This window comes from Burkholderia sp. MSMB1078WGS (assembly GCF_001528895.1).
Lineage (GTDB): Bacteria > Pseudomonadota > Gammaproteobacteria > Burkholderiales > Burkholderiaceae > Burkholderia.
The window spans coordinates 74512-92988 of sequence record NZ_LPDI01000005.1 but is presented as its reverse complement, the minus strand read 5'-3'; the positions used below and the strand labels follow the sequence as shown (position 1 = coordinate 92988).

Genomic DNA, 18477 nt, shown 5'->3' with positions numbered 1-18477 from the left:
CGCGCCGATCTCGGAACCCTTCTCGAGCACGCACACGCCGATCTCGGCGCCTTTCTCGGCGGCCAGTTGCTTGAGCCTGATCGCCGCCGACAACCCGGCGGGGCCGCCGCCGACGATCACGACGTCGTATTCCATCGATTCGCGCGGGCCGTATTGCTCGATGAGGCTTGCGGGGGTCATTGGCGTTCCTCTAACCGTTAGAATGCTTTTATTCGGGAGCGTATTGTCTGCGAAACGAAACGCTTGCCGCAACAACATGCAGGCAGATTAGCACGATCGTTCTATTTTTGTGCTAGGGTAATGCCGCCCGGGCTGTGCCGCCGGGGCTGGCGAAACGACATCGAAAGGGGATGGGCAAATGGGTCGATCGATCAATCTGGAAGGCAAGGTTGCGTTGGTCACGGGCGCGTCGAGCGGCCTGGGGCAGCGTTTTGCGCAGGTGCTGTCGCAGGCCGGCGCGAAGGTCGTGCTCGCGAGCCGCCGCGTCGAACGCCTGAAGGAACTGCGCGCGGAGATCGAGGCGGCGGGCGGTGCCGCGCACGTCGTGTCGCTCGACGTGACCGACGTGCAGAGCATCAAGGCGGCCGTCGCGCATGCGGAGACGGAAGCCGGCACGATCGACATCCTCGTGAACAATTCCGGCGTGTCGACGATGCAGAAGCTCGTCGACGTGACGCCGGCGGATTTCGAGTTCGTGTTCGATACGAACACGCGCGGCGCATTTTTCGTCGCGCAGGAAGTTGCGAAGCGGATGATCATGCGCGCGAACGGCGGCGGCAACGGCAAGCCGCCGTGCCGGATCATCAACATCGCGTCGGTGGCCGGGCTGCGCGTGTTCCCGCAGATCGGGCTGTACGCGATGAGCAAGGCCGCGGTCGTGCAGATGACGCGCGCGATGGCGCTGGAGTGGGGCCGCCACGGGATCAACGTGAACGCGATCTGTCCGGGCTATATCGATACCGAAATCAATCATTACCTGTGGGAAACCGAGCAGGGCCAGAAGCTGCAGTCGATGCTGCCGCGCCGGCGCGTCGGCAAGCCGCAGGATCTCGACGGGCTGTTGTTGCTGCTCGCGGCCGACGAGTCGCAGTTCATCAATGGCTCGATTATCTCCGCCGACGACGGTTTCGGCCTCGCGTGAGCGGATGACATTCCGCAACAAAGAAGACTGCAATGAGCGCAACAAGCGATTACTCACCCGTTTTTGAGATGTCGATGCCGATCCGCTGGGGCGACATGGACGCGTTCGGCCATGTGAACAACACGGTCTATTTCCGCTACATGGAGCAGGCGCGGATTTCGTGGTTCGAAGCGCTCGGCATCGCCGGCGGCAACGGCGAGGGGCAGGGCCCCGTCATCGTCACCGCGTCGATGGAATTCCTCAAGCAACTGCACTATCCGGGCGACGTGATCGCGAAGATGTCGGCCGCGAAGCCGGGCCGAAGCAGTTTCGACACCGGTTTCGAGCTCACGCGCGCGGACGATCCGCGGCATGTCTATGCACGCGGCAACGCGCGCTGCGTGTGGGTCGACTACGCGCTCGGCAAGTCGGTGCCGCTGCCGCAACTGCTGCGCGACACGATCGAGCAGGCGCTCGCGACGAAAGTCGGCTGAGCGCGGCTGCCGGCAGGCCGGCACCGGATCGCCGGTGGCGTGCCGTGCCCGGTTTTCCGATGTTCCCCCCGATCGGCCGCCATGCGCGGCCGATCGTCATCCGAGCGCCGTCATGCGATGCGCGTTCACTGCCCGAGCAGGCGCTGCAGCAGCTCCGGCGTATTGTTCGTCCCGTATTTGCGCATCAGCCGCGCGCGGTAGATGTCGACCGTGCGCGAGCTGATGTCGAGCACGCGCCCGATCTGCTTGCTGGTCTTGCCGGTCGCGAGCTGGGCGGCGATCTCGCGCTCGCGCGGGGTCAGCTCGACCGCGACGCGGCGCGTCGCGCTCAAATCCTCGAAGGTCCAGACGCCGGCCGCGAGCGGCGCGGTGCGGTCGAGTGCGCGTCCCGTCACGTGGCACCAGAACAGCTCGCCATCCGCGCGTTTCATGATTCTGTCATCCGAGTAGACGCCGTTCGCGACCATCACGCGTGCAATGCGCTCGCCGATTCGCTGGAATTCGTCCGTCGACGGGTAGAGCACCGCGTACGACTTCCCGATCAGGTCGGCCCGCGCGCAGCGGAAGATCGACGCGAGCGCGTCGTTGCAGTCCTCGATCACGCGATCGCGCGACAGCACGAGGCCGAGCGGCGCGAGGTGGAAGGCGGTCTGGTAATCGAGATCGGGCATGGCGCGGGCAGGCGGAGGCAAATGCTTATGTATTTTTGCGTATTGTGCCGCATCGGCGTCACATCGTACCCTTTCAGGCATCTCGCGGCGGTGTGTCGCGACATAAAAACAGCGTGCCCCGACGCAGGCATTGCCGCACATGCATAGAATGGTGCGGCGGGCTTGCGCCACGTGGCGCGTGAACCGGTTTTGCTGGTTTCCATAGAGGAAGGGACAACTGATGAACAAAGTCTATCCAAGCGCGGCTGCCGCGCTGGAGGGGATCGTCCGCGACGGACAGACCTTCGCGGTGGGCGGCTTCGGCCTGTGCGGGATTCCCGAGGCGCTGATCGCGGCGTTGCGCGATTCGGCGGTCAAGGGCATCACCTGCATCAGCAACAACGCGGGCGTCGACGGTTTCGGCCTCGGCCTGCTGCTGGAAACGCGCCAGATCAAGAAGATGATCTCGTCGTACGTCGGCGAGAACAAGGAGTTCGAGCGCCAATACCTGGCCGGCGAACTCGAGCTCGAATTCACGCCGCAGGGCACGCTCGCCGAAAAGCTGCGCGCGGGCGGCGCGGGCATCCCCGCGTTCTTCACGAATACCGGCTACGGCACCGTGATCGCGGAAGGCAAGGAAACGCGCCAGTTCGGCGATCGCCACTACGTGCTCGAGCCGTCGCTGACGGCAGACGTCGCGCTCGTCAAGGCGTGGAAGGCCGACAAGTCGGGCAACCTCATCTATCGCCGCACCGCGCGCAACTTCAACCCGATGTGCGCGATGGCCGGCAAGATCACCGTGGCGGAGGTCGAGGAGATCGTCGAGAACGGTACGCTCGATCCGGACCAGGTTCATACGCCGGGGATCTTCGTGCAGCGCATCGTGCTGAACGCGACGCCTGAAAAACGCATCGAACAACGCGTCGTACGCGCGAAAGGAGACTGACATGGCCTGGAATCGTGACCAGATGGCCGCGCGCGCGGCGAAGGAACTGCAGGACGGCTTCTACGTGAACCTCGGCATCGGCCTGCCGACGCTCGTCGCGAACCACGTGCCGGCAGGCGTCGAGGTGTGGCTGCAGTCGGAGAACGGCCTGCTCGGCATCGGGCCGTCGCCGACCGAAGACGAAGTCGACGCCGATCTCATCAACGCCGGCAAGCAGACCGTCACGACGCTGCCGGGTTCGTCGATCTTCTCGTCGGCCGATTCGTTCGCGATGATTCGCGGCGGCCACATCAATCTCGCGATCCTCGGCGCGATGCAGGTCAGCAAGAAGGGCGACCTCGCGAACTGGATGATCCCGGGCAAGATGATCAAGGGGATGGGCGGCGCGATGGACCTCGTCGCGGGCGTGAAGCGCGTCGTCGTGCTGATGGAGCACGTCGCGAAGGGCGACCAGCACAAGATTCTCGACGAATGCAACCTGCCGCTGACGGGTGTCGGCGTGGTCGATCTGATCATCACCGACCTCGGCGTGATCGAAGTGACGCCGGACGGGCTGAAGGTGCTCGAACTCGCCGACGGCGTGAGCGCGGAAGAGATCCAGGCGAAGACGGGCGCGCCGCTCGACCTGAGCGCGGTCGCGTAAGCGCCGACTTCTCTGCACGACCCTCGACGCCCCGCGTTCCTCATGGAACGCGGGGCGTTTTGTCATGATTGCGATGACCGTGCGTCACGCGATTGCGCCGCCGCCGTCGATCAACACCGTCGAACCGGTTGCATAACCAGTCGTCGCCAGATACACGATCGCATTCGCGACGTCTTCCGGCCGGCCCACCCGGCGCGCCGGGAGGCGCTGGGCGGCGTTCGCATACATCGTTTCGCGGGCGTCGGCGGCAAGCTTGTCCCACAGCGGCGTCGCGATCAGGCCCGGCGAAACGGTATTCACGCGTACGGGCGCCAGTTCCAGCGCAAGGCCGCGCGCCAGCGCTTCCAGCGCCGCATTGATCGCGCTCTGCAGTACCGACGACGCGCTCGGTCGCACGCTGAGATAACCCGATACGAACGTCAGCGATCCGCCGGATGCGATGTCGATCGCGCGGGCGACACGGTATGCGCCCCAGAACTTGCTGTCCATCGCGGCCTGGGCGTCCGCGAGCGGCAGCGAGCGGAGCGGGCCGGTGGCGGTCTTCGCGGCCGAGATCACGACATGGTCGAACTGACCGGCACGCGCGCAGAATGCATCGACGGCCGCCGTATCGGTGATGTCGAGCGCTTCGGTACGCACGTGCCCGCTTCGCGCGAGATCCGCGCCGGCCCTCGCCGGATCGCGCGACGCGATCGTCACGACGGCGCCACGCTGCGCGAATGCTGTCGCGGCCGCGGCGCCGATACCGGAGCTGCCGCCGACGACCAGTACTTTCTTTCCGTGTAGCGAATCATTCATGATGGTTTTCCGAAGTGAGGAAGTGAGTGGAATCCGGTCAGAGCGCTTCGGTTTCGCGTAGCGTCGACCGGCTGCGCAACGCAAAGCGTGCGATGTCGTCCTTGCGCATGAACGCGACGCCCGGATGCGAGCGGGCGTAGCGCAGAAATGCGTCCCATGCGCGGACCATCTGCGGCGTGCCGCTGATCCGGTCGTGCGCGCTGATCGACATCAATCTGCGCCGCTGCCCGGCCTCCGCGTACAACTGGTCGAAATCGAGCTTGATCTGTTCGAGGAACATCGTCGGCGAGTAGTTGCGGCCCTCGATCAGCAGGATGTCGTTGTTGCGCAGCGTGTATGGCACGACCACGAAATCGCGGCCGCCGACGGTCTCGACGAACGGCTCGTCGCGACTGACGTCATCGATGTGGTACACGTAACCGAGTTCCTGCAGCAGCGACAGCGTGTGCGGGCCACGCCGCAACCAGTTGCAGTTGTAGCCGATCGGGCGCTGCCCCGTCACCGCCTCGACCATGTCGCGGGCTTCCGTGAGGAAGCGGCGCTCGTCGTCACGGTTCATCGCGAATTGCGATCGCCATGTCGGCCCGTGCGCGGCCGCTTCATGGCCGCGCGACACGATCTCGCGTGCCAGTTCGGGATGCCGGCGGGCGGCTTCCCCGATCATGTGCGACGTCACTTTCACGCCGTGCCGGTCCCACAGGTCGAGCAGGCGCGGAATGCCTTCACGGTAGCCGTACGCGAACCACGTGGCCGACGCCGGATCGACCGGCACCGACGCCGGGAATTGGACAGGCGGAAACGGACTGTCCGCGCCCTTCGGCGGCTGTCCGCCGGCCTCGAACTGCATCGAGATCGAGATCGCGAGCCGCGTATCGTCCGGCCAGAACCCGCCGATGTCCGTCGCGGCGGCGCCCGGCATCGGCGCGGCGACCGCCGTGCGCGATGCGCCCGCGGCCATCGCGATGCCGGCAGCCACGCCGGCGCCGGCTTGCGCAAGAAAGGTGCGGCGGCCCGGCTGCATCGCGGACGAATCGTTGTCGCTGAAAGTCATCGTTCCCTCCGTCATCCGACGAGTCCGAGTTGGCGCATCAGCGTCAGGTTGTCCTCGATATGCCAGTTTTCCGCTATCCGGCCGTGATCGATCCGATAGATGTCGGTCGCGATGAAATCGACCATCTGCCCGTGTCCGGCCGTGCCATTGAACATGCCGATGAAATGGCCCCGAAAATGCAGATGCACGACGACCCGGTTGCCGGCGACGATCATTTGTTCGATGTCGCAACGCAGGTCCGGGACGGCAGCACGCATCGCTCCGGATGCCGCGATTGGCCCCGATACGCCTTGTGCGCGACCCGCCGGCAAGGTCCGATCGATGAAGTCTGGCGCGAGCGCCGCGCGCGCGAGCGCGGCATCGCCGGTATCCCAGAATGTGCCGTAACGGCGCGCGGCGAGAATCTGCTCACGGGCCTGCGAGGCCGGCACATCGGTCGCGACGGTCAGGCCGTGAGGCTCGACGAGTTCGGTAGCGCGCGATGCGGCGGGCGAAAGCGCGGCCACGCATGCCGCCGCGGCGATCATGCGGGCGATCGGGCGGGCGATTGAAGAAAGACGAATCGACATGGTTTGGAGGGTCCTGTAAGGGGCATCGTGGGACGACGCGGAACAGGTATGGTAGGTTTCTGTTCTTGATATAAATATGGGGAAAAATCGAATGGATTATTCGAAAAAAGGAAAGGTCGAGCTGAGCCGAGCGCTGCGATGCTGATCGACGATCTCGCCGCGCTCGATACCTTCGCGAGGATCGTGTCGGCCGGCAGCCTGTCGGCGGCGGCGCGTGAGCTGGACCTGTCGCTGTCCGTCGTGAGCAAACGGCTCGCGCATCTCGAGTCGCGCCTGGGCGTGCGACTGCTGCACCGGACAACCCGGCAGCAGACGCTGACCGACGACGGTGCACAGTTTCATGCGCAGGTGCTTCGCATCCTGGCGGAGGTCGAGCGCGCCGAAACGCTGATGAGCGATCGCCGCGGTACGGTCGGCGGCGTGCTGCGGGTGACGGCCCCGGGCGAGTTGGGCCGGCTGCGGATCGCGCCGCTCGTCGCGGCATTTCGGCGGCGACATCCGGAGTTGGTCGTGCATCTGATGCTGACCGATACGATCGTCGATCTGCTCGCGCAGGACATCGACGTCGCCGTGCGGATCGGTAGCCTCGCCGATTCGACGATGATCGCGCGCGAGTTGGCGCCGAATCATCGCGTGCTGTGCGCATCGCCGCGCTACCTGGCCGCGCACGGGCAGCCGGCTCATCCGGCCGAGCTTTGCGCGCACCAGTGCATCGTGCTGGGTGATCAACCCCGTACCGAGTGGCGGTTCGACGGTGCCGACGGTACGGTTGCCGTCGGCGTGACAGCGGCATTGCTGACGAATGACGGCGGTGCGGCGCGTACGCTGGCGCTCGAGGGGGCGGGCATCGCACTGAAGTCGATCTGGGACGTCGTCGAGGACCTCGATGCCGGCCGGCTCGTGCGCGTGCTGCCGGCATTCGCGGCGCCGGCGGCACCGCTGCACGCGGTCTATCCCGGCGGCCGCCATGTGCCGCTGCGCGTGCGGGCATTCGTCGATTTTCTGCGCGAGCAGCTGCGCGGTACGTAGTACCGCGATGCGAGTCGTCGCGAACGATGCGTTGGAGAGCCGTGGGCGTGTGGCGCCTCGCCGTTACGAAGCGGTTTACAATCGTTTGCACCAGGCGGCTCGTCGGTTGCAAGCGCGGCCCGCCGCGCCGCCGCCGTTCCACAGGATGCCAACGATGCCAACGACTTCAGCGAATTCCCCGGTTCCCCGTCAGCGACGCGTGCAGTGTGCGAGCGCCGCCGGCCTTCACCACGTTGCCTATACGGAATGGGGCGATCCCGCGAATCCGCGCGTGCTGGTCTGCGTGCACGGCCTGACGCGCTCGGGGCGCGATTTCGACCGGCTGGCCGCCGCGCTGTCCGATACGTATCGCGTCGTCTGCCCCGATGTCGCCGGGCGTGGCCGCTCCGACCGGCTGGCCGATCCGCGGCTCTACGCGATTCCGCAGTACGTGGCCGACATGGTGACGTTGATCGCACGGCTCGACGTGGAATCGGTCGACTGGTTCGGTACGTCGATGGGCGGCCTGATCGGCATGGCGCTCGCCGGGCTGCCCGGTTCGCCGCTGCGGCGGATGATCGTCAACGACGTCGGCCCGCGCATCGAGCCCGATTCGCTCACGCGCATCGGCGAGTACCTTGGCGTGCAGCCGCGCTTTGCGACCGAGCAGGAGGGAATCGACTATCTGACGTCGCTGTCGCTGCCGTTCGGTGCGCTGAGCGCCGACGAGTGGCGCGAGATCAACGGGCCGCTGCTGCACCAACTGCCCGAAGGCGACTGGACGATGCGCTACGATCCGCGCATCGCCGAGCCGTTCAAGGCGACGACGCCGGAGCTGGCCGCGCTCGGCGAGGCCGCGCTGTGGCGCGCGATCGAGACGACGGATGCGACGCTGCTCGTCGTGCGCGGCGAGACGTCCGACTTGCTGTCGCGCGAGACGGCGGCCGAAATGGTCCGTCGCGGCCGGCATGTGACGCAGGTCGAGATCCCGGGGGCGGGCCACGCGCCGGCGTTCGTCAGCGCCGACCAGATTGCGCTCGCGCGGCGGTTTTTCGTCGAAGGCGGCGCCTAAACGCGTCATAATATGCGGTTCGGCGGCACGCGGGCCGTGCCGCCCGATTCCTCACTCATCACGACCGGAACATTTCATGGCAGTCATTCGTCACCACGTCGGGGCCCGTCTCTCCGAAACCGCGATCCACAACGGCACCGTGTATCTGGCCGGCCAGATCGCCGAAGACACCACGCAGGACATCCGCGGCCAGACGCGCGAAGTGCTCGGCCACATCGACCGTCTGCTCGCCGAAGCGAACAGCGACAAGGCGCATCTGCTGTCGGTGCAGATCTACATCTCGGATCTCGCGAATTTCGAAGGCATGAATGCGGAGTGGGACGCATGGGTCGCGCAGGGCAACACGCCGCCGCGCGCCACCGTCGAGGCGAAGCTCGCGGATCCGGCGCTGCTCGTCGAGATCGTCGTCGTCGCCGCGCAGCGGAGTTGAGCGTTATCCGACGATGATCGTATTCCGGCAGGCCGTGCAATGACCGAATCCGTTTCCGCATCCTCCGTCGCGGCGCCGTCGTTCGACGACGTGCTCGCGTTCGTGCGCGAGCGGGCCGGCGATGCGCGCCTGTCGTCCGGCGAACTGCTCGCTGATCACTCGGCGGGCACGGCGGCGATCATGCGCACGCTGAACGTCGATCCGTCCGCGATGCAGGCCGCCGCGCTGTTCGTGCTGACGCCGCACCTGAGCGACCCCGAACGCGAGCTGACCGAGCGTTTCGGCGACGAAGTCGCGCGGCTCGTATTCGACGTGCGCAAGCTGTTGCGGCTCGGCACCGTCAGCCTGCGCGTCGCGCAGAACGCGAAGCCCGACGCCGGGCGCGACGCGGCGCAGGAGCGGCGTACGCAGATCGAGGCGCTGCGCAAGATGCTGCTCGCATTCGCGCAGGACATCCGCGTGGTGCTGATCCGGCTCGCGTCGCGGTTGCAGTCGCTGCGCCACTACGCGGCCGCGAAGATCGACCCGCCGCCGGACGTTGCGCGCGAGACGCTCGAGATCTATGCGCCGCTCGCGAATCGTCTCGGTATCTGGCAACTGAAGTGGGAACTCGAGGATCTCGCGTTCCGCTTCGAGGATCCTGTCACCTACAAGCGGATCGCGAAGCTGCTCGACGAGAAGCGCATCGAGCGCGAGGCGTACGTCACGCAGGCGATCGCGCGGCTGCAGCACGAGCTCGCGGAGGCGAACATCCAGGCCGACGTCAGCGGCCGGCCGAAGCATATCTACAGTATCTGGCGCAAGATGCGCGGCAAGGAGCTCGATTTCTCCGAGCTGTACGACGTGCGCGCGTTTCGCGTGATCGTGCCGGACATCAAGGATTGCTACGCGGTGCTCGGCATCGTGCATCACCTGTGGCAGCCGGTGCCGAAGGAGTTCGACGACTACATCTCGCGGCCGAAGCCGAACGGCTACAAGTCGCTGCATACGGTCGTGATCGGCGACGACGGCCGTGCGTTCGAAGTGCAGATCCGCACGCAGGAGATGCATCGTTTCGCCGAGTATGGCGTCGCGGCACACTGGCGCTACAAGGAGGCCGGCGCGCGCGGCTATGGCGGCCAGTTCTCGGCGAGCGACAAGTACGACGAGAAGATCGCGTGGCTGCGCCAGTTGCTCGCGTGGAAGGACGACGTCGAGGACGGCGCCGAAGTGTCGGGCGACCAGGCGTGGGCGCAACTGCGCGAAACGTCGCTCGACGACGACCACATCTACGTGCTGACGCCGCAGGCGCGCGTGATCGCGCTGCCGCAGGGCGCGACGCCGGTCGATTTCGCGTATCACCTGCACAGCGAGCTCGGCCATCGCTGCCGTGGCGCGCGCGTCGACGGCGTGATGGTGCCGCTGAACACGTCGCTCGCGAACGGCCAGACGGTCGAGATCGTCGCGGTGAAGGAAGGCGGGCCGTCGCGCGACTGGCTGAACCTCCAGCTCGGTTACCTGAAGAGCTCGCGCGCGCGGCAGAAGGTGCGTGCGTGGTTCAACTCGATCGAGCAGGAAGAAAACGTCGCGCACGGCCGCGCGCTCGTCGAAAAGACGCTGCAGCGCGAGGGCAAGACGTCGGTCAATCTGGACCATCTCGCCGCGAAGCTCGGCTTCAAGTCGCCCGAGGAGCTGTTCTCGGTCGTCGGCAAGGAAGAATTCAGCCTGCGCAACGTCGAGCACGCGCTGTCCGATGCGCCGCCGCCGGAACCGGCGTCCGAGGCCCCGGCCGATTTCGAGAAGCGCAGCAGCGGCGCGAGCGTCGCGCATGGCGCGTCGACCGGCGTGCTGGTGGTGGGCGTCGACGCGCTGCTGACGCAACTGGCGCGTTGCTGCCGTCCGGCGCCGCCCGATCCGATCAGCGGTTTCGTCACGCGCGGCAAGGGGATGTCGATCCACCGCACCGACTGCCCGACGTTTCGCCGGATGGTCGAGCGCGCGCCGGAGCGCGTGCTGCAGACGACCTGGTCGGCCGACGTGCTGGGCGGGCGCGGCGCGTCCGTCTATCCGGTCGACCTGATGATCGAGGCGAGCGACCGACAAGGGTTGCTGCGCGATATCTCCGAAGTGTTCGCGCGGGAAAAGATCAACGTCGTGGGCGTGAAGACGCAGAGCCGCCGCAATGCGGCATTCATGCAGTTCACGGTCGAGGTATCGAATTCGGCGCAGGTGCAGCGCGCATGCACGCTGCTCGGCGAGGTGCAGGGCGTCGTGCGGGCAGGACGAAAATCGTGATGGGGTTGGAACAGCGTTATTTTGCTGCAACCGCATAAAACGCTTGCCAAGCCGGTAGCAACTCCATATAATCTTAGCTTCTCTAGGCTCGTAGCTCAGCTGGTTAGAGCACCACCTTGACATGGTGGGGGTCGTTGGTTCGAGTCCAATCGAGCCTACCAACGAATTGAGAATGCCCGGCCTCCGGGCGTTCGATGCAGTACACAACTCAACGCGAACAAGGCGAATACGGTTATGACACCGCGAACGTTGACCGAAACCACTTCGGAGCGACGCTAGTCGAGGAACGTTTTCGCCCTTTCAGTTGAGTGAAGTATCGAATGCGGCCCCTCGAAAGCGGGGCCGCATTTTTTTTGTCGCGAATTTTCCCGCGTGAGTTTGACTCGCGTACCTGGTCTGCCGCCCACTGTCGGCATCACGGAGATTGCTATGGTTTCGATACGCTTGCCTGACGGCTCAGTTCGACAATACGAGCATCCGGTGACAGTTGCCGAGGTTGCGGCCTCCATCGGTCCCGGCTTGGCGAAGGCTGCGCTGGGCGGCAAGCTCGACGGCGAGCTCGTCGATACGTCGACGGTGATCGATCGCGACGCGTCGCTCGCGATCGTCACGGACAAGGATGCCGACGGCCTCGACATCATCCGCCACTCGACCGCCCACTTGCTCGCGTACGCGGTGAAGGAACTGTATCCGGACGCGCAGGTGACGATCGGCCCGGTGATCGACAACGGTTTCTATTACGACTTCTCGTACAACCGCCCGTTTACGCCGGAAGATCTGGAAAAGATCGAAAAGCGCATGCAGGAACTCGCGAAGAAGGACGAGCCGGTCACGCGCCGTGTCGTGTCGCGCGACGAGGCCGCCGGTTACTTCCGCAGCATCGGCGAGAAGTACAAGGCCGAGATCATCGAATCGATTCCGCAAAGCGACGAAATCAAGCTGTACTCGCACGGCGGCTTCACCGATCTGTGCCGCGGCCCGCACGTGCCGTCCACCGGCAAGCTGAAGGTCTTCAAGTTGATGAAGGTCGCGGGCGCGTACTGGCGCGGCGATTCGAAGAACGAGCAGCTGCAGCGCATCTACGGCACGGCCTGGACGAAGAAGGAAGACCAGGATCAGTACCTGCACATGCTCGAGGAAGCGGAAAAGCGCGACCACCGCAAGCTGGGCAAGCAGCTCGACCTGTTCCACATGCAGGAAGAGTCGCCGGGCATGGTGTTCTGGCATCCGAAGGGCTGGGCGCTGTGGCAGCAGGTCGAGCAGTACATGCGCCGCCGCGTCAACGAAGCCGGCTATCTCGAGATCAAGACGCCGATGATCATGGACCGTTCGCTGTGGGAGGCGTCGGGCCACTGGCAGAACTATCGCGAAAACATGTTCACGACGGAGTCGGAGAAGCGCGACTACGCGATCAAGCCGATGAACTGCCCGGGCCACGTCCAGGTGTTCAAGCATGGCCTGCGCTCGTACCGCGACCTGCCGCTGCGTTACGCGGAATTCGGTTCGTGCCACCGCAACGAGGCATCGGGCGCGCTGCACGGCCTGATGCGCGTGCGCGGCTTCGTGCAGGACGATGCGCACATCTTCTGTACGGAAGAGCAGTTCATCGCCGAGTCGATCGCGTTCAACACGCTGGCGATGAGCGTGTACAAGGATTTCGGGTTCGAGCACATCGACATCAAGCTGTCGCTGCGCCCCGAACAGCGTGCGGGCACCGACGAAACGTGGGATCGCGCCGAGCAGGGCTTGCGCGACGCGCTCACGGCGTGCGGTCTGTCCTGGGAGGAACTGCCGGGCGAGGGCGCGTTCTATGGCCCGAAGATCGAGTACCACATCAAGGACGCGCTCGGCCGCTCGTGGCAATGCGGCACGCTGCAGCTCGACATGGTGCTGCCGGAGCGCCTCGGCGCCGAGTACGTGGCGGAAGACAACAGCCGCCGCCGGCCGGTGATGCTGCATCGCGCGATCGTCGGGTCGATGGAGCGGTTCCTCGGCATTTTGATCGAGCACCATGCTGGTGCAATGCCGGTCTGGCTCGCGCCGTACCAGGCAATTGTGCTCAATATCGCCGAAAGTCAGGCCGAATATGCGCAGTCCCTGGCCCAATCGTTGCAAAAACAAGGGGTTAGAGTGGCGGCCGATTTGCGCAACGAGAAGATTAGCTATAAAATACGCGAGCACACGCTGGAAAAGGTGCCTTATCTCCTCGTCGTGGGCGATAAGGAGCGTGATGCACAAACGGTAGCCGTGCGTGCCCGTGGCGGCGTCGACCTTGGCGTAATGCCGGTCGAAGCCTTCGTTGAGCGTCTGCAGGAAGACCTGCGCTCGTTCAAGTAACCGCCCTGGCAGCGCGGCTCGTTTTTTTAATTTTTAGAGGAAACGTAACATCGCTACTGATAAGTCGTCGCACCGCATCAACGGTGAAATCACTGCGCCGGAAGTGCGCCTGGTCGGGATCGAGAACGAACCGCTCGGTATCGTAAAACTCGCTGATGCTTTCCGTAAATCGGAAGAACTGGATGTTGACCTGGTGGAAATCGCGCCGCAAGCGGTGCCGCCGGTTTGCCGTCTGATGGATTACGGCAAGTTCAAGTACCAGGAATCGAAGAAGCAGCACGAAGCGAAGCTGAAGCAGAAGGTCATCCAGGTGAAGGAAGTCAAGTTCCGCCCGGGTACCGATGACGGGGATTACAACGTCAAGCTCCGCAATCTCGTGCGCTTCCTCGAAGAGGGCGACAAGACGAAGATCACGTTGCGTTTCCGCGGCCGCGAAATGGCTCACCAGGAAATCGGTATGCGGATGCTCGAGCGTCTGCGCACGGATCTCGAGGAAGTCGGCCAGGTCGAGCAGATGCCGAAGATGGAAGGGCGCCAGATGATCATGGTGCTCTCGCCGAAGAAAAAGAAGTAACGAGCCCGCGCGCATCGCGCGCAGGTTCGACAGTGGTTCGGCGCGCTGCCCGGTCGGGCAGCGCGCCAACAACGACGGCGGCTGCGCAAGCGGGTCGCCGTACACAAGTGGACTGGGTTTCGAAGGGCGGGTCAAGGGCGCAAGCCAACCGCACACCCATCGCCATCTAATAAACTGGAGTTGTTCGTCATGCCTAAGATGAAGACCAAGAAGAGCGCTGCAAAGCGCTTCGTGGTGCGTCCGGGCGGTACCGTCAAGCGCGGTCAAGCCTTCAAGCGCCATATCCTGACCAAGAAAACCACGAAGAACAAGCGCCATCTGCGCGGCGCAACGGCAGTTCACGATTCCGATCTGAACTCCGTCCGCGCGATGCTCCCGTTCGCGTAACCCCTCAACTGATACTCCAAGGAGAGAAACATGCCTCGAGTCAAACGTGGGGTAACCGCACGGGCCCGCCACAAGAAGATCATCAACCTGGCCAAGGGTTATCGCGGCCGCCGCAATAACGTCTACCGCATCGCCAAGCAGGCGGTGATGCGCGCTGGTCAGTACGCGTACCGCGATCGCCGCAACAAGAAGCGTGTGTTCCGCGCACTGTGGATCACGCGTATCAACGCGGCAGTTCGCCAGCACGACATGACCTACAGCGTGTTCATCAACGGCCTGAAGAAGGCGTCGATCGAACTCGACCGTAAGGTGCTGGCCGACATGGCGGTGTTCGACAAGGCTGCTTTTGCTGCGATCGTCAAGCAGGTGAAAGCCGCCGTTGCAGCCTAATTGCGAAATTAGCACTGCGTGGTTAGTTGCAGCGAGGTTCCGGTAGTCTCGGCCGCTGCAGCGAAAACGGGGCTCTTCCGAGCCCCTTTTTTGTTTGGTGGGCGGTTTCGCTCGCCAAGACCGAATGACGTTGGAAATGATGGGATCTATGGATCTGGACCAGATTGTCGCCGACGCGCAGCAGTCCTTCGAACAGGCTGCCGACATCACCACGCTCGAAAACGAGAAAGCGCGATTTCTCGGTAAATCGGGTGCGCTGACCGAGTTGCTGAAGGGCCTCGGCAAGCTCGATCCCGAAGCACGCAAGACCGAAGGCGCACGCATCAACGTCGCGAAGCAGCAGGTCGAAGCCGCGCTCACCGCCCGTCGCCAGGCACTGGCCGACGCGCTGCTGAATCAGCGCCTCACCGCCGAAGCGATCGACGTGACGTTGCCGGGCCGTGGCGCCGGCACCGGCAGCCTGCACCCGGTGATGCGCACGTGGGAGCGTGTCGAACAGATTTTCGGCTCGATCGGTTTCGACGTGGCCGACGGCCCCGAAATCGAGACCGACTGGTACAACTTCACGTCGCTGAACAGCCCGGAGAACCATCCGGCGCGTTCGATGCAGGACACCTTCTACGTCGAAGGCAAGGATGCCGACGGCCGCCAGCTGCTGCTGCGCACGCACACGAGCCCGATGCAGGTGCGTTATGCGCGCATGAACCGTCCGCCAATCAAGGTGATCGCGCCGGGACGCACGTATCGCGTCGACAGCGATGCGACCCACTCGCCGATGTTCAATCAGGTCGAGGGGCTGTGGATCGACGAAAACATCAGCTTCGCCGATCTCAAGGGCGTCTATACCGACTTCCTGAAAAAATTCTTCGAGCGCGACGACATCCTCGTGCGCTTCCGTCCGTCGTATTTCCCGTTCACGGAACCGTCGGCCGAGATCGACATGATGTTCGAGCAAGGCAAGAACGCCGGCAAGTGGCTCGAAATTTCCGGCTCCGGGCAGGTGCATCCGACCGTGATCCGCAACATGGGCCTCGACCCCGAGCGCTACATCGGTTTCGCGTTCGGCAGCGGCCTCGAGCGCCTGACGATGCTGCGTTACGGCGTCCAGGATCTGCGGCTGTTCTTCGAGAACGACCTGCGTTTCCTGCGCCAGTTCGCATAACGCCGCTCGCCGCGCCGACCTGTGCCCGCGCACGCCCCGACGGACGTTTCCGAGGGGCCCGGGCGTCGATCTAACCTGTTTCGAACGTAGACATCCATGCAATTCCCTGAATCCTGGTTGAGAACCTTTGTCGACCCGCAGCTGACGACCGACGAACTGTCGCACGCGCTGACGATGGCGGGGCTCGAAGTCGAATCGCTGAGCAAGGCTGCGCCGCCGACGTCGAAGATCGTCGTCGGCCGCGTGCTCGAAGTCGTCAAGCATCCGGATGCGGACAAGCTCAATGTCTGCCAGGTCGACGCCGGCACCGGCGCGACGCTGAACATCGTCTGCGGCGCGCCGAACGTGGCGCCGGGCATCAAGGTGCCGGTCGCGCTGGTCGGCGCGGAACTGCCGCCGGCGGAAGAGGGCGGCAAGCCGTTCGCGATCAAGCTGTCGAAGCTGCGCGGCGTGGAAAGCCAGGGGATGCTGTGCTCGGCGCGCGAGCTGAAATTGTCCGAGGATCACAGCGGGCTGCTGATCCTGCCGGAAGACACGCCGGTCGGCCAGGACATCCGCGAAACCCTCAATCTCGACGACACGATCTTCGAAATCAAGCTGACGCCGAACAAGGCCGACTGCCTGTCGGTGTTCGGTATCGCCCGCGAGACGGCCGCGATCACCGGCGCGCCGCTGACGCCGGTCGATATTCGCCCGGTGCATGTCGAGCTCGACGAAACGCTGCCGGTGCGCATTGCCGCGCCCGATCTGTGCGGCCGCTTCTCGGGCCGCGTGATCCGCGGCGTGAACGCGCGCGCAAAGACGCCGCAATGGATGGTCGAGCGCCTCGAGCGCGCGGGCCAGCGCAGCGTGTCCGCGCTCGTCGACATCTCGAACTACGTGATGTTCGAACTCGGCCGCCCGTCGCACGTGTTCGATCTCGACAAGATCCACGGCGGCATCGAAGTGCGTTGGGGCAAGCGCGGCGAATCGCTGAAGCTGCTCAACGGAAACACGGTCGAACTCGACGAAACGGTCGGCGTGATTGCGGACGCGGCCCAAGTCGAAAGCCTGGCCGGCATCATGGGCGGCGACAGCACGGCCGTCACGCTCGATACGACCAACATCTACCTGGAAGCCGCGTTCTGGTGGCCGGACAGCATCCGCGGCCGCGCGCGCAAGTACAACTTCTCGACCGATGCGGCCCATCGCTTCGAGCGCGGCGTCGATTACGCGACGACCGTCGAGCACGTCGAGCGCATCACGCAACTGATCCTCGAGATCTGCGGCGGCAAGGCCGGCCCGGTCGACGATCAGGCGGTGAACCTGCCGCAGCGCGCGCCGGTGAAGATGCGCGTGTCGCGCGCGAACCGCATCATCGGCGTGAAGATCGACGCCGACGAGATCGCGAACATCTTCACGCGTCTCGGCTTGCCGTTCGAGCGTGAAGACGACGCGTTCCTCGTCACGCCGCCGTCGCACCGCTTCGACATCGAGATCGAGGAAGACCTGATCGAGGAAGTGGCGCGCATCTACGGCTTCGAGAAGATCCCGGCGCGGCCGCCGGTCGCGACGAGCGAAATGCGCGCGACCAACGAGACGCGGCGTTCGATCCACGATATCCGTCACGCGCTCGCCGCGCGCGACTACGCGGAAACCGTCAACTTCAGCTTCGTCGATGCGGAGTGGGAGCACGATTTCGCGGGCAACGACAACCCGATCCGGCTGCTGAACCCGATCGCGAGCCAGCTTTCGGTGATGCGCACGACGCTGTTCGGCAGCCTGATCGCCGTGCTGCGTCACAACCTGAACCGCCGCGCCGATCGTGTGCGCGTGTTCGAATCGGGGCGCGTGTTCGTCGCCGATCCGTCGGTGAAGGCCGGCGAGCTGGCGGTCGAAGGTCACGCGCAGCCGAAGCGCGTCGGCGCGCTGGCGTATGGTCCGGCACTCGACGAGCAATGGGGTGCGGCGACCCGCGCGGTCGATTTCTTCGACGTGAAGGGCGATCTCGAAGCGCTGCTCGCGCCGGCGGTTGCGCGCTTCGTGAAGGCCGAGCATCCGGCCCTTCATCCGGGCCGCAGCGCACGCATCGAGGTCGATGGCCGCGCGGTCGGCTGGATCGGTGAGCTGCATCCGCGCCTGATGCAGAAGTACGAGCTGCCGCACGCGCCGGTGATGTTCGAGATCGACGCGGACGCGTTGATTGCGCGTGCGCTGCCCGCGCCGACCGACGTGTCGAAATTCCCGCCGGTCCGTCGCGATATCGCCGTTGTCGTCGATCAGGCGGTCGAGGTTCAGGCACTTTTCGACGAAATGAAGAAGGCGCTTGCCGAAGAGGCCTGCCGATTCGTTCAGAAGGTTGTACTCTTCGACGAATTTCGTGCAAAATCAAACACTTCCGGTGGTCTTGCCGCGAACGAGAAGAGCCTTGCCTTCCGCGTGACGCTGCAGGACGCGGCTGGCACGCTGCAGGACGAGATCGTCGATCAGGCGATCCAGACGCTGGTCGAGCGGATGGCTCGTGCCGGCGCGCGCCTGCGCGGCTGAGGAGAGGGGCCGGCCCGTTCGCGGGCGGCTTGTTTCCATCGTAAGT

Annotated in this window: 19 protein-coding genes and 1 tRNA gene; 15 read left to right on the top strand and 5 right to left on the bottom strand. The window is 64.8% G+C overall.

Annotated features, from left to right (window positions below; translation table 11 throughout):
- Nucleotides 1–180, bottom strand: a 180-nt coding sequence (locus WT24_RS01605) for an FAD-dependent oxidoreductase (protein WP_156441716.1), incomplete at its 3' end; no start/stop codon positions are given.
- Between the two features lie 178 nt (nucleotides 181–358).
- Between WT24_RS01605 and WT24_RS01600 the strand changes: the two genes are divergently transcribed.
- Both WT24_RS01600 and WT24_RS01595 read left to right on the top strand, forming a co-directional pair.
- Nucleotides 359–1141, top strand: coding sequence for an SDR family oxidoreductase (locus WT24_RS01600; protein WP_011545236.1), 783 nt, complete (start codon nucleotides 359–361; stop codon nucleotides 1139–1141).
- Nucleotides 1142–1173: 32 nt separating this feature from the next.
- Nucleotides 1174–1614 carry a thioesterase family protein gene (locus WT24_RS01595; protein WP_034207097.1) on the top strand — a complete coding sequence of 147 codons (441 nt, stop codon included), beginning with the start codon at nucleotides 1174–1176 and terminating at the stop codon, nucleotides 1612–1614.
- Between the two features lie 125 nt (nucleotides 1615–1739).
- On the opposite strand, the gene WT24_RS01590 is transcribed toward WT24_RS01595, so the two are convergent.
- Nucleotides 1740–2285, bottom strand: coding sequence for a LuxR C-terminal-related transcriptional regulator (locus WT24_RS01590; RefSeq protein ID WP_012328362.1), 546 nt, complete (start codon nucleotides 2283–2285; stop codon nucleotides 1740–1742).
- A gap of 220 nt (nucleotides 2286–2505) precedes the next feature.
- Here WT24_RS01590 and WT24_RS01585 point away from each other — a divergent pair, with 220 nt between their 5' ends.
- Both WT24_RS01585 and WT24_RS01580 read left to right on the top strand, forming a co-directional pair.
- Nucleotides 2506–3210 carry a CoA transferase subunit A gene (locus WT24_RS01585; RefSeq protein ID WP_012363722.1) on the top strand — a complete coding sequence of 235 codons (705 nt, stop codon included), beginning with the start codon at nucleotides 2506–2508 and terminating at the stop codon, nucleotides 3208–3210.
- A 1-nt stretch (nucleotide 3211) separates the two neighbouring features.
- Nucleotides 3212–3853 carry a CoA transferase subunit B gene (locus tag WT24_RS01580; protein WP_040144027.1) on the top strand — a complete coding sequence of 214 codons (642 nt, stop codon included), beginning with the start codon at nucleotides 3212–3214 and terminating at the stop codon, nucleotides 3851–3853.
- Nucleotides 3854–3937: 84 nt separating this feature from the next.
- Here WT24_RS01580 and WT24_RS01575 read toward each other — a convergent pair whose 3' ends face one another.
- The 3 genes from WT24_RS01575 to WT24_RS01565 are packed head-to-tail and all read right to left on the bottom strand — an operon-like array spanning nucleotide 3938 to nucleotide 6271.
- Nucleotides 3938–4651, bottom strand: coding sequence for an SDR family oxidoreductase (locus tag WT24_RS01575; protein WP_060030661.1), 714 nt, complete (start codon nucleotides 4649–4651; stop codon nucleotides 3938–3940).
- A gap of 37 nt (nucleotides 4652–4688) precedes the next feature.
- The gene (locus WT24_RS01570) at nucleotides 4689–5717 is read right to left on the bottom strand and encodes a polysaccharide deacetylase family protein (RefSeq protein ID WP_060030659.1); all 1029 of its coding nucleotides are present in this window, start codon (nucleotides 5715–5717) and stop codon (nucleotides 4689–4691) included.
- The gene (locus WT24_RS01565; protein ID WP_060030656.1) at nucleotides 5714–6271 is read right to left on the bottom strand and encodes an ester cyclase; all 558 of its coding nucleotides are present in this window, start codon (nucleotides 6269–6271) and stop codon (nucleotides 5714–5716) included. The genes WT24_RS01570 and WT24_RS01565 overlap by 4 nt, the downstream gene beginning before the upstream one ends.
- A 138-nt stretch (nucleotides 6272–6409) precedes the next feature.
- Between WT24_RS01565 and WT24_RS01560 the strand changes: the two genes are divergently transcribed.
- From WT24_RS01560 to pheT, 11 genes are all read left to right on the top strand, one after another.
- The gene (locus WT24_RS01560) at nucleotides 6410–7300 is read left to right on the top strand and encodes a LysR family transcriptional regulator (protein WP_059499075.1); all 891 of its coding nucleotides are present in this window, start codon (nucleotides 6410–6412) and stop codon (nucleotides 7298–7300) included.
- A 154-nt stretch (nucleotides 7301–7454) separates the two neighbouring features.
- Nucleotides 7455–8351 carry an alpha/beta fold hydrolase gene (locus WT24_RS01555; RefSeq protein WP_059499074.1) on the top strand — a complete coding sequence of 299 codons (897 nt, stop codon included), beginning with the start codon at nucleotides 7455–7457 and terminating at the stop codon, nucleotides 8349–8351.
- 76 nt (nucleotides 8352–8427) lie between these two features.
- Nucleotides 8428–8781 carry a RidA family protein gene (locus WT24_RS01550; protein WP_027784253.1) on the top strand — a complete coding sequence of 118 codons (354 nt, stop codon included), beginning with the start codon at nucleotides 8428–8430 and terminating at the stop codon, nucleotides 8779–8781.
- Between the two features lie 39 nt (nucleotides 8782–8820).
- Nucleotides 8821–11055: a bifunctional (p)ppGpp synthetase/guanosine-3',5'-bis(diphosphate) 3'-pyrophosphohydrolase gene (locus WT24_RS01545; protein ID WP_060030653.1), complete on the top strand. Its 2235-nt coding sequence runs from the start codon at nucleotides 8821–8823 to the stop codon at nucleotides 11053–11055.
- Nucleotides 11056–11139: 84 nt separating this feature from the next.
- Nucleotides 11140–11216 (top strand) — tRNA-Val (locus tag WT24_RS01540).
- A 268-nt stretch (nucleotides 11217–11484) separates the two neighbouring features.
- A complete protein-coding gene (thrS, locus tag WT24_RS01535) occupies nucleotides 11485–13392 on the top strand; it encodes a threonine--tRNA ligase (RefSeq protein WP_059789756.1) in 1908 nt (635 codons plus the stop codon).
- A gap of 49 nt (nucleotides 13393–13441) precedes the next feature.
- Entirely contained in the window at nucleotides 13442–13966 is a 525-nt protein-coding gene (gene infC / locus WT24_RS01530) for a translation initiation factor IF-3 (protein WP_071734130.1), read from the top strand.
- A 189-nt stretch (nucleotides 13967–14155) separates the two neighbouring features.
- Nucleotides 14156–14353, top strand: coding sequence for a 50S ribosomal protein L35 (rpmI, locus tag WT24_RS01525; RefSeq protein WP_004191477.1), 198 nt, complete (start codon nucleotides 14156–14158; stop codon nucleotides 14351–14353).
- A gap of 30 nt (nucleotides 14354–14383) precedes the next feature.
- Nucleotides 14384–14743, top strand: a complete 360-nt coding sequence (gene rplT, locus WT24_RS01520; protein ID WP_004192938.1) for a 50S ribosomal protein L20 — start codon at nucleotides 14384–14386, stop codon at nucleotides 14741–14743.
- A gap of 148 nt (nucleotides 14744–14891) precedes the next feature.
- Nucleotides 14892–15905, top strand: a complete 1014-nt coding sequence (gene pheS, locus WT24_RS01515) for a phenylalanine--tRNA ligase subunit alpha (RefSeq protein ID WP_060030650.1) — start codon at nucleotides 14892–14894, stop codon at nucleotides 15903–15905.
- Nucleotides 15906–16001: 96 nt separating this feature from the next.
- Complete coding sequence (pheT, locus tag WT24_RS01510) at nucleotides 16002–18431, top strand: phenylalanine--tRNA ligase subunit beta (RefSeq protein ID WP_060030647.1); 2430 nt, start codon at nucleotides 16002–16004, stop codon at nucleotides 18429–18431.
- Nucleotides 18432–18477: the final 46 nt, after the last annotated feature.